The organism is Amycolatopsis dongchuanensis (assembly GCF_039542405.1).
In the GTDB taxonomy this organism is placed as follows: domain Bacteria; phylum Actinomycetota; class Actinomycetes; order Mycobacteriales; family Pseudonocardiaceae; genus Amycolatopsis_E; species Amycolatopsis_E sacchari.
In genome coordinates this window covers 151758-167833 of sequence record NZ_BAABIB010000045.1, presented here as the reverse complement: position 1 = coordinate 167833, position 16076 = coordinate 151758, and the positions used below count along the sequence as shown (strand labels likewise).

The window sequence follows — 16076 nt, the reverse complement described above, 5'->3', positions numbered from 1 at the left end:
GTCTGATGTGGACAGCGAATCAGGCCGTGTCCGGGGACGGGTTCTCCGGCCCGGAAATCGGCTTCATGCTGACGTTACCGAAGGTGCGGACCAGGTCCATTTCGGACTCGAGCACACCGGCGAGACGGCGCACGCCCTCGCGGATCCGCTCCGGCGTCGGGTAGCAGTACGACACGCGCATCTGCCTGCTGCCGAAACCGTCGGCGTAGAAACCGGTTCCCGACGCGTAGGCCACGCGGGCGGTCACCGCGCGCGGCAGCATCGCCTTGGTGTCCACGCCCTCGGGGACGGTCACCCACACGTAGAAGCCGCCGTCGGGCCGGGTCCAGCTGCAGCCGGCGGGCATGTGCTGTTCCAGCGCGGAGAGGATCGCGTCGCGCCGCTCCCGGTAGTTCTCGCGGAAGGTCTTGATCTGGCCCTTCCAGTCGTGCGTCGCCAGGTACCGCGAGACCACCAGCTGGTTCAGCGTCGGCGGGCACAGCGTCGCGGACTCGGCCGCCAGCACGAGCTTCTCGCGCACCGCGTGGGGCGCGAGCACCCAGCCGACCCGCAGGCCCGAGGCGAACGTCTTCGAGAACGAGCCGAGGTAGACGACGTTCTCCGGGTCGAGGGAGCGCAGCGCCGGGTAGGTCTGCCCGTCGAAGCCGAGGAGGCCGTACGGGTTGTCCTCCACGACCAGCACGCCGTGCTCGCGGCAGATCGCCAGGATCTCCGCGCGCCGCTCGACGGCGAGCGTCACGCCGGCGGGGTTGTGGAAGTTGGGGATCGTGTAGAGGAACTTGACGCGGCGGCCGGCCTTTTCGGCCTGGGCGAGCGCGTCACGTAGCGCCTCGGGGACGAGCCCGTCGTCGTCCATCGCGACGTGCACGACCTGCGCCTGGTACGCGGCGAACGAGCCGAGCGCTCCGACGTAGGACGGGCCCTCGGCGATCACGACGTCACCGGGGTCGCAGAAGATGCGGGTGACCATGTCGAGGCCCATCTGGGAGCCCACGGTCACCACGACGTCGTCAGCGTGGGCTGAGATGCCCTCCAGGGCCATGATCTCGCAGATCTGCTCCCGGAGTACCGGGATGCCCTGCGCGGAGCCGTATTGGAGCGCCACGAGCCCGTCCTCGGCGATCAGCTCGGCCATCTGCGCCGAGAGGCTGTCGAGCGGCAGCGCGGCGAGGTTCGGCATGCCGCCGGCCAGCGAGACGACCTCCGGCCTGCTCGCCACGGCGAACAACGCTCGGATCTCCGACGCGGTCATCCCCGCGGTGCGCGCTGCGTACCGGTCGAGGTGCGGATCGAGGTTGTGGCGGCCGGAGCGTTCGGGCATCGAGGCAGTCATCAGCACTTCGCAAGCGTGTCGGCGGTCAGTCAGTCGAGTGTAACCACCCTTCCTTGTGACGTTCGCGGCCTTTCGGCGTGCGTCACAGACGCCTATCCTCAGAAGCGGCCGAAATCTAGTGACGATACGTCACGCCCGTCGGCCGGTCCTGCACGGCGATCTGGGAGGTCGGGTGTCGCGTCGCGTCGTGGGCGTCACGCTGGACAACCTGGAGCAGCTGCCGAAGCACTGCCGCCGGTGTGTCTACTGGGAACTGGCGCCGCACCTGCGGGCCCAGGCCGAGGAGTTCGGGTCGACGGAGGTCGAGAAGGAAGCCTGGGTGTCCAGCGTGCTGCTGGAATGGGGTTCCTGCGGCCGCCTGATCTACAGCGACAACCTGCCCGTGGGCTTCGTGCTGTACGCACCGCCGAACGCCGTGCCGCGCGCCAATGCCTTTCCTACGTCCCCGCCCAGCGCGGACGCCGTGTTGTTGACGGGTTTTCACGTGCTGCCGGAGTTCCGCGGCGGCGGGCTGGGGCGCACGCTCGTCCAGGCCGTGGCGAAGGACCTCACGCGCCGCGGTGTGCGGGCCATCGAGTCGTTCGGGGACGCGGACCCCGAGGAGCCGGGGAACGACGCGCTGGGGCACACGTGCGTGGTGCCGGCGGACTTCCTCACCGCCGTGGGCTTCAAAACCGTGCGGCCGCACCCCAAGTGGCCGCGGCTGCGCCTGGAACTGCGCTCGGCGATCTCGTGGAAGGAAGACGTCGAGGCGGCGTTGGAGCGGCTGCTCGACCAGGTCACCATCCGCACGGCGGAACCGAGCACCCTGCGCGCCTAGTTGTCCACAGTTCTGTGGACAGATGGACAGGGTTGTACACAGCCATGTGAGTGGATTGCTCTCTTCGGGCGGTTCCTGCCGTTTCTGCCCATGCGCCGCGAGTGACGTCGCCGGGAGCCTGCGCGCCAAGACGAACAGCAGCCGACACCGACGGGACCGGCAACGTGTCCCCGCTCGGGGGCGGCCGCACTGGGGTACGCGGACGTTCGGTTCGACGGGCTGCACTACGCCTCCGACCGGCGCGGCAGCACCACCGTCATCGCCGAAGTGGCTCCTGGACGGGGGAGGCCGGACGGCGAAACCCTCGACGCGGCCGCCGAGATCGCCGTTCTCTTGCCGAACCCCTGAACTACTCGGCCTTCGCCAGCTCGTGGGCCAGCACGTCGGCGAAGGTGAAGGTGCCCGTGGGCTGGTCGCCCTCGCCGAGGAGGTACAGGCGCTTGACCGCCACGAGGATGCCCTCGGCCACGACGTCGCGGAAGGCGGGGTCCGACATCCGCGCCCGGTCGCCCGGGTTGCTCAGGTAGCCGATCTCCACGCGCACCGCGGGGCAGCGCGTCAGCCGCAGGATCTCCCACGTCTTCGCGTGCGTGCGGCAGTCCAGCAGCCCCGTCCGCGCGGCCAGCTCCCGCTGGATGTACCCCGCGAGCAGCTCCCCGACCGTCGACGTGGTGCCGTAGCCGTTGCCGAAGTGGAACGTCGCCACGCCCTGGGCGTGCGGCGACTGGTTGTAGTCGCAGTGCAGGGACAGGAACAGGTCCGCCCCCGCCTCGTTCGCGAACGCGGCCCGCTCGGCCTCGGTCGGGCCCTGGTCGGGGCCACGCGAGATCAGGGCCTCCATGCCGGTGGCCTTCATCCGGCCTTCGAGCCGGCGCGCGAGGTCCCACGCCAGGTCGGCCTCCCGCACGCCCTCGACCACGACACCCGTGTCCGGACCGCCGTGCCCAGGGTCGATCACGATGCGCTTGCCGCGCAGTCGGGGACCGGCCTGCCGCACCTGCTCCTGCTCACGCAGGAACACCGGGCGGCCACCGCGGGCCCGCGGCGAAAGCTGGCGCAGCGCGCGCACGGTCGCCGGGCCGCAGATGCCGTCGACGGTGAGCCCGTAGTCGCGCTGGAAGTTCCGGAGGGCCTTCTCGGTACGTGGGCCGAACAACCCGTCCGGGCGACCCGCGTCGTACCCCAGCTCGGTGAGCCTGTCCTGCAGTGCGAACACATCGTCACCGGAGACGGGCGAGGAGATCAGGTACGCGAGCGGACGGCTCCCGAGGTGGAAGGTCGCGCCCCGCAGCACCTGGTAGGTGGCCGGGCCGACCACGCCGTCCGTGATCAGGCCCCGGCGCTGCTGGAAACCGCGGACGGCTCGCTCGACCTCCTGGTCGAAGAGTGCGTGTCCGTCGGCGGCGCCGGGCGCCGTGAGCAGGCCCAACGACACCAGCATCGACCGGATCTCAGCGACGTCTTCACCGGCGTCACCGCGGCGGAGTACCCGCATGCACTCCTCGCTCTTCCTTGGGCACCGGCGGGGAAATCCGGTGCGGCGCAAACAGTTCCGGGTAGCTGACCCGGATCCTTATTCTGCCCTGTGGACTCTCCGTGACCGCGCAGGGCCGGTCAGTACGTCACCCGCGCGTGGGATGGGCAGCACAGAACCCGGGGGCCGTCTTGAGAAGACGCAGGCCCCCGGGTCCAGGTTGCCTCGCTCAGGCGAGAACGTCGGAAAGATCCGAAAGCAGTGCGGCCTTCGGCTTCGCGCCGACGATCTGCTTCACCGGCTTGCCGCCCTTGAACAGGATCAGCGTCGGGATCGACATGACCTGGTAGTCACGGGCCGTGCCCGGGTTCTCGTCGATGTCGAGCTTCGCGACCTTGATCTTGTCCTTGTGCTCGCCCGCGATCTCCTCGAGCACCGGGGCGACCATCTTGCACGGGCCGCACCAGGTGGCCCAGAAGTCGACGAGGACCGGGGTCTCGCTGGTCAGCACGTCGTCGGCGAACGACTTGTCGGTCACCTTCACCGTGTTGGACATGACTCTCTCCTTACCTGTGGGATGCGACGTCAGGTGGTCAGTTGGCCGAACCGTAGCCGCCGCCGACCAGCTCGGGGGCGGTCTCGGCCTGCTCGGTACCGGCGTGTTCGGCGAGCCAGCGCTCGGCGTCGATGGCCGCGCTGCAGCCCGAGCCGGCGGCGGTGATCGCCTGGCGGTAGGTGCGGTCGACCAGGTCACCGGCCGCGAACACCCCGTCGAGGTTGGTGTACGACGTCCGGCCCTTGGTCACGACGTACCCGTCGTCGTCGAGCTCGACCTGGCCGCGGACCAGCGCGCTGCGCGGGTCGTGGCCGATCGCGACGAAGAAACCGGTGACGTCGAGGGTCGACTCCTCGCCGGTGACGGTGTCCCGCAGCTTCACGCCCTGGACCTTGCCGTCCCCCAGCACCTCGGTGACCTGCTTGTTCAGCGCCCAGCGGATCTTGTCGTTCGACCGCGCGCGCTCCAGCATGATCTTCGAGGCGCGGAACTCCTCGCGCCGGTGGATGATCGTCACCGACCTGGCGAACTTCGTCAGGAACGTCGCCTCCTCCATCGCGGAGTCGCCACCGCCGATGACGGCGATGTCGTGCTCGCGGAAGAAGAACCCGTCACAGGTGGCGCACGCGGACACGCCGCGACCGAGCAGCTCCTGCTCGCCGGGCACGTTGAGGTAGCGCGCGGCGGCACCCATCGCGAGGATGACGGCCTTCGCCGCGTACCGGACGCCGTTCGCGGTCACGTACTTGACGTCGCCGGTCAGCTCGACCGACTCGACGTCCTCGGCACGCAGTTCCGCGCCGAAGCGCTCGGCCTGCTTGCGCATCTCGTCCATCAGGTCCGGACCCTGGATGCCGCCGGAGAAGCCCGGGTAGTTCTCCACCTCGGTGGTCGTCATCAACGCGCCACCGAACTGCGAACCCTCGAACACCAGAGGCTCGAGCTGGGCGCGCGCGGCGTAGACCGCCGCCGTGTACCCAGCCGGTCCGGATCCCACGATGATCAGGTTCCGAACGTTTTCCGCTGCCACCCGTGACCTCCGCTCGTCGTGACCTGCGTACCAGGCTCAACACGATCGTAGGGTCAGCTGTTCCCGGGGGTGACGCCCGTCGCGCGGGGTGGAAGGCTACTTGCCGACGACCTTGTCGAGCAGCGCCCGCGGCCCGCACTCCGGGGCCAGCCCGACGAGCCGGAACTCGGCGAGCTTGCCCGTGGTCAGCAGCGCCAGCACCGCGGGCCTGCCGTCGACCGTGCCGGGGCGGACCCCGATCGGCGCGGCGGTCGGCGCGAACCCGGCCTCCTGCAGGCACGTGCTCAGCCGCTGCGCGTCACCGAGCGGGCCGTAGTCCTTGACCCCGGTGCTCAGCTGCCCGACCGCGGCCTGCGGCTGGTCACTGCGCACGGCGAGGGAACCGGCGGAAGGCGCACTGCTCGCGGGCGGCTGGGCCACCGGCGTACCCGTCGTGTCCGCGGACTTCGGCACCACGACGGCGATCGCGGCCACCGCGGCGGCGGCCACGGCGACGACACCGCTGACCCAGCCGATCCGCTTGTTCCGCCTGCGCCGTGCGGCCGCGAGGTCCACCACCGGGGCGGGCGGGGCCTGCCCCGCCTCCCGTGCCAGTGCGGCGTCGATCCGGGCGGCCACTTCGGCGGGCATCGGCGGCGCGGGCGCGGTGGCCAGGCTCGCCAGGTCTGCCGTGGTCGCCTCGAGCGCGCCGAGGATCGCGCGGGCCTCGGGGTCGGCCTGGACGCGCGGCCACAACCCGGCCGCCTCGTGCTCGTCGAGCGCGCCCGCCTGCAGGTCCGCGAGCAGGTCGACAGACCACGGCCGGCCGGCGATCCCCCGACTCTCGTCCGTCATCGAGCCTCCCGTCGGCGTTTGCTTTCGGAAGTTGGGACGTTCGCAATCGCATCCGGGTTCCGCAGATGACCGAGAACCTTGGCGAGTTTCGCGCGGCCCCTGGCGCAGCGGCTCTTCACGGTGCCTTCGGCGATGCCGAGCAGCTTCGCGGTCTCGCTGACCGAGTAGCCCTCGACGTCCACCAGCACGATCGGCGTGCGCTGGTCCTCGGGCAGCTGGTCGAGCGCGGCGGTGATGACCAGCCGCGTCTCGCGGTCGGCCATCGAGTCACGCGGGGTGGCGGGTTCGTTGAACCCGGTCTCCGGCAGCGGCACCGTCGGGCGGGCCTGCCTGCGGCGCATGCGGTCGAGGCAGGCGTTGACCACGATGCGGTGCAGCCACGTGGTCACCTGGGACTCGGCACGGAAGTTGCCGGCGGCCCGGAAGGCGGAGATGAAGGCGTCCTGCAGCGCGTCGGCCGCCTCCTCGGGGTCACGCAGCGTGCGCAACGCGACGGCCCACATCCGGTCCCGGTGCCGCCGGACCAGTTCGCTGAACGCTGCGGGGTCCCCCGCGGCATGCGCCGCGATGAGCTCGGCGTCCGTCGGTACGGCTGCGGTCACCCGCGACACACTACTGGGCAGGCAGGAACGTCAATTCGCCCATCTGGGACTGGTACTTCCCGGAGCTGTTCGTCAGCTGGCTGATCCACAGCACGAAGTACTCCCCCTGCTGGGGCTGGGGCAGTGTGATGTCCGTGGTCGGCCCGTTGAGCGTGGCCGTGCCCAGCACCCGCGTGGAGCTCAGCGGCGGCTCCTTGGAGTCGGCCGCCCGCAGCTCGACGACCGTGCCCGCGCTGCCACCGTCGATCGTCACCTTGCCCAGGTTGATCGGGTTGTCGAAGTTCACGATGATCCCGACGCCCTGCTTGATCGTCGGGAACTGCTGCCGGTACTGGTCGGTGCGCCACGTGGTGCCCGGGTCCCCGTCGATCAGGTTCTTCGCCCGGCTCGTGTTGTCACCGTCGCCGTCCGGGTTGTAGACGCTGGCACTGGCGGGCTTGACGGGGGCGCCGAGCTGCGCCTGCCCGCTCGGGCTGCCGCTGGTGGGCGGAGGCGCCTCCGACGACGTGGGCGGCGGGGCGGCCGTCGACGTCGGCTGGGCTACGTTGATCGGCGGACCGGCCGTGGGGCTGTCCTGGAAGAAGCTGATCGCGAGCATCCCGAGCCACGCGAGGATCGCGACCGCGGCGACCACCAGCACCGTGACGCCGAGCGCGAGCTTGCGCCGCCTGGCCTTGTCCTTGACCGGCTTCTTGGTGGTCCAGATCGTGCCGTCGTCGTCGGGCTTGACGCCCGAGGCGTTGATCAGCTGGGTGCGTTCCTCGGCCTCGGCGGCCAGTTCGAGCGCCTGCAGGATGGCGGCGCTGGTCCGGATACCACCGTGCCCGCCGTCCTCGATCGTCCGCACGGCCAGCGACGAGAGTTCGGCGGGCACCGAGGGCACCAGCGAACGGGGCGGCACGAGTCTGCCGTTCGGCGCGTGCGGGGCCGCCGGGATCGCCGCCGGACCGCCCGGCAGCGCCCACCGGCCGGTGAGCAGCAGGTACAGCACGGCGCCGATCGCCTTGACGTCGTCACGCAGCGTCGCGTCCGGCAGCGGACCGGGGAACGCGAGCCGCAGCGTGCCGTCCGTGGTCAGCCGCAGCCGCTGCGGGTGGTCGAGGCCGAGCACGAGACCCGCGTGGTGGGCGCGTTCGACCGCGCCGGCGAGCTTCTGCACCATGCGCGCGGCGGTGAGCGGGGCGACCGGGTGCTCGGCGACCAGGTCGATCAGGTCGGTGCCCTTGGTCCACTCCGTGACCACGACCCCGAGCAGCCCCTCGCTGGAGGTGATGCCGTTGCCGAGGCTGAGGACGTCGAGCACGCGGGCGACGCCTTCGTGCGTGAACTTCGCGGCGTGCGCGGCTCGTTCGAGGGTGCGGCGCGCCATGCGGGCCGACTCGGCGTCCGCCGGGTCACCCACCAGCAGCGTCAGCGCGACGTCACGGCGGAGCTGCCCGTCACGGGCCCGCCAGAGGTGCGCACCGGCGCGTTCGTCGATCCCGAACTGGGCAAGGAGCCGGTACCTGCCGTCGCCGACGACACTGCCGGGCGCGAGGGAACCACCCCGCGCGCGGACACCGACGTGCTCGCTCCGCTTCTCGTCCACCCCACGCTCTCTCTTTTCGCCCATTCAAGAGACGAGCGTACGCGAGTACGACGGGTCATTCAGGGTTATCGGTGTGTCGATTGTTACCGGCGCTTCACCAAACGGGTGAACCGCTTGGTTGCCGGGGCAAGCTCCTCGACCTTGAGGGCAGCCAGCACGCCGAACGAGACGCCGAGGCCGACGATCCCCTGCAGCACCAGCTTGATCCACGCCGTCAGCCGCGGCCCGAAGTCCGGCACGACCGTGCCGACGAGCACCGCCGCGACCACGCCCAGCACGCTCGCGACGACGGTGAACAGGATGACGCCGAGCACGCGCTTGCTGCGGAGGTTGCCGAGGCTCACCCACAGCCACACCTGGCCCATGATCGCGCCGACCACGAACGTCAGCGAGTTGACCATCATGGCGCCCAGCACGATGTTCTCGTCGGAGAGCAGCGCCTGGCACAGGTACAGCAGCGGGATCTTGACCAGCGTCATCACGATCATGATCAGGGTCGGGGTGCGGGCGTCCTTCATCGCGTAGAACACCCGCAGCTGCAGCATGACCAGCGCGTACGGCAGCAGGCCGAACGCCGAGATCGCCAGTGCCTCGCCGAGCCGCTGCGCCTGCGCGGCGGAGTTCTCGCCGCCGCTGAACAACGCGACGCCGACCGGGGAGCCGATGACGCTCAGCACCGCCGCGATCGGGACGAGCATCACGGTCGAGATGCGCGAGGCGTACGACAGGTCGGCGACGACCTTGCGGGTGTCGCCGTCGGCGGCGTTGCGGCTCAGCCGGGGCATGATCGCGGTCAGCAGCGACACCCCGATGACGCCGTAGGGCAGCTGGAACAGCAGCCAGGCGTTCGAGTAGATCGTCACGCCACCGGCGTCGCCGCTGGTCAGCACCCGCGTGTTGATCGTGAAACCGATCTGGCTGACGGCGACGTAGCCGAGGATCCACAGCGCCAGGCCGCCGAACTCCCGCATCCGCCGGTCGATGCCCCAGCGCCACTTGAACCGGAACCCGGTGCGCAGCAGCGGCGGCACGAGCATGAGCGCCTGCACGACGATGCCCATCGTCACGCCGATGCCGAGCACCAGCAGCTTCGGCTCGCCCAACCGCACCGGGTCGAGGCTGATCTGGCCGGGCAGCACCATGAACACGGCCAGCGTGGCGATCACGACCAGGTTGTTCACCACCGGCGCCCACGCCGCCGGACCGAAGATCTGCTTCGCGTTGAGCACCGCCGAGAGCAGCGCGAACACGCCGTAGAACAGGATCTCGGGCAACAGCAGCCTGGCGAACGCCGTGGTCAGCTCGGGACTCGCCTTGCCGCTGCCGCTGTCCAGGTACAGCGACGTGAACAGCGGCGCGGCGATGACGGCGATCACCGTGCCGACCAGCAGCAGCACGAACGCCACCGTGAGCATGCGCTGCGTGTACGCCTCACCGCCGTCCGGGTCGTCCTGCGAACGGACCAGCAGCGGCACCACGACACTGCTCAGCACCCCGCCGAGCAGCAGCTCGAACACGATGTTCGGCAGCGTGTTGGCGATGTTGAACGAGTCGTTGACGATGCCGGTGCCCACCGCCCAGACCAGCATGATCTTCCAGAAGAAGCCGGTGATGCGGCTGATCAGGGAGGCGATCGCGATCCGGCTGCTCGACTTGGCCAGCGACGGCGCGGCCGGTTTGGCCGGCGGCTCGACCTTCGGCAGGTAGCCCGTCGCGTCGAGGCCCGGCCCCGCGCCGAACGTGCTCGCGGCGGGAGGCGGGCTGGGCAGCCGCGGCAGCATCCGCGTGGCCAGCGTGTCGTACGGCCGCATCGAGTCCGGGTCGGCGACCGGCCACTTCGAGCTCGCGGGCACCCCGCCGATGCGGGGGATGAACATCGTCGCGTCGGGGTCGTTCGGCGGCAGCGGCGGCGCCCCGAAGGGCATGCTGTCCTGCTGGCGCTCGCGTTCCTGGCGCCACGGCCGCACCGGCTGGCGGCGCGGGGGCTGCGGCTGGCGCTGCGGCGGTTGCTGCCGCACGGGCGGCGGCGGGACCTGGGCCCGAGGGGGCGGCGGCTGCCGGCGGCGGCCGTTGACCGGCGGCACCCGCCGGGTGGGCTGCTCCGACGGCGGCTGGCGGTCAGTCGGTGGCCGCCTCGCCACACGTTCGGCGGGACGCTCGGGTGGCCACCCCGGCTCTCTGTCCAACGCGTGCCCAATCCTCGGCGGTCGATATCGTCACTCCAGGGTAATCACTGCTTCCCCCGGCCACGGACCCGGCGATAGATCTGCCGACCCGAAAGCAGCACCAGCGCGACACCGCCGGCGATCGTCAGCACGAGCGTCACCACGCCGTACTGGTTGGACCGGAGTTCGAACCGGGCGGGGCTGCCCAGCTGGGTGCCGCCCGGCGTGCTCAGCGCGACGGTCACGCTGAACCGGCCCGCCCGCAGCGCCTCCGCGGGGATGGTGATCTTGTTGTTGCTGCCGAGCCCCGCGGGCAGCAGCACGTCGCCGATGTCACCCGTGCGCAGCCCGGTGCTGTTGTTGAGCGTGACCCGCACGTTGACCTGCACCGGCAGGAAGTTGTGCAGGAACACCGGCAGCGGCGCCGAACCCGAGGCCAGCGAGATCGGCACGCCGGGGGTGTCCACCGTGACCTGGCCGAGCAGCGCCTGCAGCTGGGTGCGGGAGTCGGCCGCGGACACCTCGGCGGCGTCCGTGCCGGGCGGCCAGGCCGTCGACGTGTTGCGCACGAGCGCGTACCGCAGCGGCATCAGCAGCTGGTCGGGGTCGACCTGCGCCACCGGGTCGATCGCCATCGCGCTCCGCAGGTCCGCCATCGTCGCCTCGATCGAGGACATCGTGCCGGTCACCGACGTGGGCGTGGCCGCGGCGACGTCCTCCGCGGTGTAGTTCATCGTCGTCGTCTCGGCGGGCGCGGTCGCGAGCAGCTGGTTCAGCGGGAGCGCGGTCAGCATCCGCCTGCTGATCAGCTCGCCGACCCCCTGCAACAGGCGCGTCAGCTCGGCCTCGGGCAGCGACCAGCGCCGCGGCGGGGTGACCAGCACCGAGCCGGTCGACCCCGTGAGCCCGCGGAAGGCGAGCGCGGCGAGGCCGTTCTGCGCACCGATCGCCGGGTCGTCCGGCGGGGTCGCGGCGGCCGACGCCGAGCGGCCCCGCGCCCCGGCCAGCCCGGTCGCGACGAGGGAGTCGGCAGGCTGGGCCCGCAGCGAGGTGCCCTTGACGGTCGCCGCGTCCTCCGCGTCTCCCGACAGGTCGGCGGGGTCGGCCACGAGCGTCCTGATCCCCGCGTTCTGCAGGGCGGTGAGCGCGGCGGAGTCGAGCGGGCCGTCCGCCCACAGCACGCCCGGCAGGGGCTGCGTGCCGATCAGCTGCTGCACGTGCTGCGCGGTGTTCAGCGCGTACGCCATCAGGTCACCGCCGCGGACGCCCGCCAGCGCGGACAGGTCCGCGTCGGCGTAGGGCATCTGGATCACGCACTGGTTCGCGACCAGCTGCCTGAGCGAGCCCAGCCACGCCTTCGCCGCGTCGGCGCCGCTGCCGGGCACGTTCCCCGTCGGCGTGCGGACCTCGTACCCGCGGCTCATCGTGTCCACGGTGTCCAGCAGGTCGGGGTCCACGGCGTAGCAGATCGACCGGGACAGCTGCGCGTCGTCGCGGACCGCCAGCGCGGACGACACGAGCGCGTCGAGCCGCCCGCCGGGCCGCAGGTCCCCGGCCAGCACGTCCTCGCCCAGCACGACCTTGCCGTTGAACGGGGCCGCGACGATCCGCGGCCGCGTGTCGGCGATCGGCCACACGACGGTGACCTCCGAGGGATCAGCCGGTGGCTGGGCCTGCGGCTTGCCGGGGGCGCCGAGGACGGGCAGCAGCAGGCTCAGCGACGCCAGCCGCGCCTGCCCGCCGTACGCGGGCGTGCCGTTGACGTTCACCAGCAGCGGGTACACCCCGGCGTTCGGCACGCGCAGGCCGCCCGCGGTGCCGTCGAGCCGCACGGTGATCGTGAACTGCCCGGTCTGCCCCGGTTCGAGCGTGCCGGGGTCGATGTCGAGGAACTTCGTGCTGGTCGCCGCCGCGGCCGGCGTACCGGACATCGCGGAGCGGACCTGCTTTTCCGTGCCCAGCCGCTCGCCGAGGTCCAGCTTCACCTGCAGGTCAGTGATCCGCCGGTCGCCGACGTTGGCCACCGTGCCGGTGATGTTGAGCGTGGTGGAGGTGGACGTCAGCACGCGGGGGTTCATCTGCGTGACGTCCAGCCGCAGCCGGTTCGGGGTGTCCGTCACCGACTGCGCGGCCGCGGACAGCGGGGCGAGCAGCACGATCAGGAACGCGACCGACACCACGGCGGCGAACCGCTTCACTCTCCGACTCCTTCGGTCGCCGGCTCTTCGTCCGCGAACAGCTCTCGGGCCCTGCGCACCAGGGCGCGTTCGTCGGTGTAGGCGAGCCAGCGCTCCAGGTCCGCGACCGGTACCCAGGCCACCTCGGTGACCTCGACGTCCTCGTCGGAGAGCTCGCCACCGACGGCTTCCAGCAGGAAATGATGCACGGTCTTGTGCACCCGCCGGCGCTCGGCCACGAACCAGTAGTCGATCGTCCCCAGCGGGCAGAGCACACGCGCGGAGATGCCGGTCTCCTCCTTGACTTCGCGCAGTGCGGTCTGCTCCACCGTCTCGCCGTCCTCGATGTGCCCCTTGGGCAGGGACCAGAGCAGTTTGCCGTGCCGGTCGAGCCTGCCGATCAACACGGCCCGCTCGCGCCCGGCGTCCACCACGAGGCCGCCGGCGGACGTCTCGTCGACCGTGGTCATCTTCCGGCCGCGGCGCCGTCGCGACCTGCGTCGCGGCTTGCCGCCGTCGGAACGACCGGCCGATCCAGACATGCTGCGATGCTAGTGGTTGCCGGTGCTCAGCGGTTGCGAACGCGTAGTTGAGCCCTCACTTTCGGTCGATGGGTACGCTGGCTACTCGTGTCTCGTCCGGCAACAGGAGATCCTGCAGGTGGTTGTGTCCCAGTGAACGAACTCGCTGCCAAGCGGAACGCCGTGGTCGAGCTGATGCGGATCTCCCCGCTCGCCGACGAGCTGGCCGGCCGGTTCGCCGACGCCGGCCACCGGCTCTACCTCGTCGGCGGGAGTGTGCGCGACGCGCTGCTCGGCAGGCTGTCGAGCGACCTCGACTTCACCACCGACGCCAGGCCCGAGCGCATCCTCGAGATCGTGCGCGGCTGGGCGGACGGGGTGTGGGACACCGGGATCGAGTTCGGCACCGTCGGCGTCACGAAGCGCGGTGCGACGCTGGAGATCACCACGTTCCGCGCCGACAGCTACGACAGGGTCAGCCGCAACCCCGAGGTCACCTTCGGCGACACCATCGAGGGTGACCTGCTGCGCCGGGACTTCACGGTCAACGCGATGGCGATCGAGTTGTCGACGAAGCAGTTCGTCGACCCGCACAACGGGCTGGAAGCGCTTTCCCAGCGGCTCCTCGACACCCCGGCCACGCCGCAGGAGTCCTTCGCCGACGACCCGCTGCGCATGCTGCGGGCCGCGCGGTTCGTGTCGCAGCTGGGGTTCGCGCCCGCGCCCCGCGTGGTCGAGGCGATGACGGAGATGGCGGGCGAGATCCAGCGCATCACCGCCGAACGCGTGCAGACGGAGATCTCGAAGCTCCTGCTGGGCGCCCAGCCACGCCGCGCGTTGGAGCTGATGGTCGACACCGGGCTGGCCCAGCACGTGCTGCCCGAGGTTCCCGGGATGCGCCTGGCCATCGACGAGCACCACCAGCACAAGGACGTCTACCAGCACTCGCTGACCGTGCTGGAGCAGGCGATCGCGCTGGAGCAGGACGGGCCGGACCTCGTGCTGCGCCTGGCCGCGCTGCTGCACGACATCGGCAAGCCGGCCACCCGGCGGTTCGAGGACGGTGGCGGCGTGAGCTTCCACCACCACGAGGTCGTCGGCGCGAAGATGGCGCGCAAACGGTTGCGGGCGCTGAAGTACTCGAAGCAGATCGTGGACGACGTGAGCCAGCTGGTGTTCCTGCACCTGCGGTTCCACGGCTACGGCAAGGGCGAGTGGACGGACTCGGCGGTGCGGCGCTACGTCACCGACGCGGGGCCGCTGCTCGAGCGCCTGCACAAGCTCGTGCGTGCCGACTGCACCACGCGCAACAAGCGCAAGGCCGCCGCGCTGCAGCGCACGTACGACGAGCTCGAGGAGCGGATCGCCCGGCTGCAGGCCGAGGAGGACCTCGCGAAGGTGCGCCCCGACCTCGACGGCAACGAGATCATGCGGCTGCTGAACCTGCCGCCGGGTCCACTGGTCGGCAAGGCGTGGCGGTACCTCAAGGAGCTGCGGCTGGACCGCGGGCCCCTGTCCCACGAAGAGGCCGTCGCGGAGCTGCGGCGCTGGGCCGAGGAAAACGGGATTTCGTAACTTCCGGCGGCCCGAGGGGGACTGAACAGGCGTGAGTTCGGAACAGCGACGTGCCGGGTTCCTCCTGACCCTCCTCCGCCGGGGTGCCCCGGCGATGGCGACGGCGTCCAGCGAGCTGGACGACAGCATCGCCGACCCGACGCCCGTGCCGGCGCTGCGCCGGATGCGGCGGATGGCGGGGCCGGTCGACACCGGGGTGCGCGACAACCTGCTGCTGCGCGCGACGCGCTACGTGGCGATGGTGCCGCTGCTGTACCGCATCGTCGCCGTGGTGGGCGCGCTGGTGGCGTTCTTCGCCGAAGGTGGCAGCTCGCCCGTCGTGGTCGTCGTCGCGGTGCTGTGCGTGGCGCTCAACGTGTTCGGGCTGCGCTGGCTGCTGCGGTCGGCGCCGTTCGAGAACGGCAACGCGGGCAGGCTGCTGCTGCTCGACGTGGTGTTCACGCTCGCGGCGTACCTCGTGGTGGCCGCGGCGGTCCCGGAGTCGTCGTTCGCCGCGGCGATGCAGGTGCCGGACAAGGAGCTGCTGGGCGGGATCGCGCTGCTGACCCTGGCGTTGGGGATCGGCTACGGCGGCGGGCTGATGCTGCTCAGCATCCCGCTGAGCATGCTCGCGTGGCAGCTCAACACGGGCGTGTTCAACGTGAAACAAGGCTTCGCCGCGCTCGGCACGATGCTCGGCGTCCTGCTCACGGCCACCGGCGCGCTCGTGCTGCTCGGCCTCGGCACGCGGCTCGCGCTGGCGTACGGCATCCGGCACGGACGCCTCGCCGAGCGCGCCCGGCAGCACCGCGCGCTGCACGACACGGTGTTGCAGACGCTGGAGAGCATCGCGCTGCCGCGGGGTGGCGACCCGGAGCAGCAGCTCGCGGAGCTGCGGGGCGTCGCGCGGGCGCAGGCGCTGGAGGTGCGGCAGCTGCTGGAGTCGGCGCAGCGCGAGGCGGACGAGGAGGCGGCCCGCCCGCTCGGCGAGAAGCTGACGGCGCTCGCGGCGGAGATGGCCAGGGAGGGGCTGCGTGCCCAGCTCGTGATGGCCGAGCTTGATGAGGACACCCTCGACGAAGTGCGCCAGCTGGCCATCAGGGACGCCGCCCGCGAGGCGATGCGCAACACCCTCAAGCACGCCGGCACGGACCAGGTGGTGGTCCGCGTGGCGGAGGAACGGGGCGGCATCGCCGTGGTGATCCGCGACCACGGCACCGGCTTCGACGAGTCGGACCGCCCGGCGGGCTTCGGCATCAGCGAGTCGATCACTGCCCGGCTCGCGGAGGCAGGCGGCAGCGCCCGCGTGGAGTCCAGCCCCGGCGGCGGCACCCGCGTGACCTTGTGGATGCCGCGCTAGGCCGCGATGCCGCGATACAGCGCGTCCGCAGGTCAGAGGCAGTTTTGGCGGGTCCTACGGTG

General features: G+C 71.2%; 13 protein-coding genes. 3 read left to right on the top strand and 10 right to left on the bottom strand.

All coding sequences use genetic code 11. The features are described 5' to 3' along the window. Positions 1-19 precede the first annotated feature (19 nt). Positions 20-1333 carry an aminotransferase-like domain-containing protein gene (locus ABFX51_RS09035; RefSeq protein WP_346053367.1) on the bottom strand — a complete coding sequence of 438 codons (1314 nt, stop codon included), beginning with the start codon at positions 1331-1333 and terminating at the stop codon, positions 20-22. Between the two features lie 172 nt (positions 1334-1505). Here ABFX51_RS09035 and ABFX51_RS09030 point away from each other — a divergent pair, with 172 nt between their 5' ends. Then, positions 1506-2153 (top strand): GNAT family N-acetyltransferase, encoded by a 648-nt coding sequence (locus ABFX51_RS09030; protein WP_091506624.1) that lies wholly within the window; start codon positions 1506-1508, stop codon positions 2151-2153. A 349-nt stretch (positions 2154-2502) separates the two neighbouring features. Here the strand turns inward: ABFX51_RS09030 and ABFX51_RS09025 are convergent, their stop codons facing one another. The 9 genes from ABFX51_RS09025 to ABFX51_RS08985 all read right to left on the bottom strand — a co-directional run bounded on the left by ABFX51_RS09025 (position 2503) and on the right by ABFX51_RS08985 (position 13121). Then, positions 2503-3648 (bottom strand): N-acetylmuramoyl-L-alanine amidase, encoded by a 1146-nt coding sequence (locus ABFX51_RS09025; protein ID WP_091506621.1) that lies wholly within the window; start codon positions 3646-3648, stop codon positions 2503-2505. Between the two features lie 208 nt (positions 3649-3856). Continuing rightward, positions 3857-4183: a thioredoxin gene (gene trxA / locus ABFX51_RS09020; protein ID WP_091506619.1), complete on the bottom strand. Its 327-nt coding sequence runs from the start codon at positions 4181-4183 to the stop codon at positions 3857-3859. Between the two features lie 37 nt (positions 4184-4220). After that, entirely contained in the window at positions 4221-5213 is a 993-nt protein-coding gene (gene trxB, locus ABFX51_RS09015; RefSeq protein ID WP_346053364.1) for a thioredoxin-disulfide reductase, read from the bottom strand. Between the two features lie 96 nt (positions 5214-5309). Then, positions 5310-6047 carry a hypothetical protein gene (locus tag ABFX51_RS09010; RefSeq protein WP_091506614.1) on the bottom strand — a complete coding sequence of 246 codons (738 nt, stop codon included), beginning with the start codon at positions 6045-6047 and terminating at the stop codon, positions 5310-5312. Further along, a complete protein-coding gene (sigM, locus tag ABFX51_RS09005; RefSeq protein WP_091507070.1) occupies positions 6044-6649 on the bottom strand; it encodes an RNA polymerase sigma factor SigM in 606 nt (201 codons plus the stop codon). Before sigM ends, ABFX51_RS09010 begins: the two co-directional genes overlap by 4 nt. Before the next feature lie 10 nt (positions 6650-6659). Then, the gene (locus ABFX51_RS09000; protein ID WP_346053361.1) at positions 6660-8261 is read right to left on the bottom strand and encodes a protein kinase family protein; all 1602 of its coding nucleotides are present in this window, start codon (positions 8259-8261) and stop codon (positions 6660-6662) included. 59 nt (positions 8262-8320) lie between these two features. After that, complete coding sequence (murJ, locus tag ABFX51_RS08995) at positions 8321-10162, bottom strand: murein biosynthesis integral membrane protein MurJ (protein WP_091506610.1); 1842 nt, start codon at positions 10160-10162, stop codon at positions 8321-8323. 305 nt (positions 10163-10467) lie between these two features. Then, complete coding sequence (locus ABFX51_RS08990; RefSeq protein ID WP_091506608.1) at positions 10468-12600, bottom strand: DUF6049 family protein; 2133 nt, start codon at positions 12598-12600, stop codon at positions 10468-10470. Further along, a complete protein-coding gene (locus ABFX51_RS08985; protein WP_091506605.1) occupies positions 12597-13121 on the bottom strand; it encodes an NUDIX hydrolase in 525 nt (174 codons plus the stop codon). Before ABFX51_RS08985 ends, ABFX51_RS08990 begins: the two co-directional genes overlap by 4 nt. Positions 13122-13253: 132 nt before the next feature. On the opposite strand from ABFX51_RS08985, the gene ABFX51_RS08980 reads away from it, so the two are divergent. Together ABFX51_RS08980 and ABFX51_RS08975 are read left to right on the top strand one after the other, a co-directional pair. Beyond that, a complete protein-coding gene (locus tag ABFX51_RS08980) occupies positions 13254-14675 on the top strand; it encodes a CCA tRNA nucleotidyltransferase (protein WP_346053358.1) in 1422 nt (473 codons plus the stop codon). Between the two features lie 94 nt (positions 14676-14769). Further along, positions 14770-16014: a sensor histidine kinase gene (locus ABFX51_RS08975; RefSeq protein ID WP_346053574.1), complete on the top strand. Its 1245-nt coding sequence runs from the start codon at positions 14770-14772 to the stop codon at positions 16012-16014. Positions 16015-16076: the final 62 nt, after the last annotated feature.

Excerpts from the sequence above, each read along its gene's own strand:
- ABFX51_RS09035 (WP_346053367.1), bottom strand. The coding sequence starts at position 1,333 with ATGACTGCCTCGATGCCCGAACGCTCCGGCCGCCACAACCTCGATCCG.
- ABFX51_RS09025 (WP_091506621.1), bottom strand. The coding sequence starts at position 3,648 with ATGCGGGTACTCCGCCGCGGTGACGCCGGTGAAGACGTCGCTGAGATC.
- trxA (WP_091506619.1), bottom strand. The coding sequence starts at position 4,183 with ATGTCCAACACGGTGAAGGTGACCGACAAGTCGTTCGCCGACGACGTG.
- ABFX51_RS09010 (WP_091506614.1), bottom strand. The coding sequence starts at position 6,047 with ATGACGGACGAGAGTCGGGGGATCGCCGGCCGGCCGTGGTCTGTCGAC.
- ABFX51_RS09000 (WP_346053361.1), bottom strand. The coding sequence starts at position 8,261 with ATGGGCGAAAAGAGAGAGCGTGGGGTGGACGAGAAGCGGAGCGAGCAC.
- murJ (WP_091506610.1), bottom strand. The coding sequence starts at position 10,162 with ATGCCCTTCGGGGCGCCGCCGCTGCCGCCGAACGACCCCGACGCGACG.
- ABFX51_RS08985 (WP_091506605.1), bottom strand. The coding sequence starts at position 13,121 with ATGTCTGGATCGGCCGGTCGTTCCGACGGCGGCAAGCCGCGACGCAGG.
- ABFX51_RS08975 (WP_346053574.1), top strand. The coding sequence starts at position 14,770 with ATGGCGACGGCGTCCAGCGAGCTGGACGACAGCATCGCCGACCCGACG.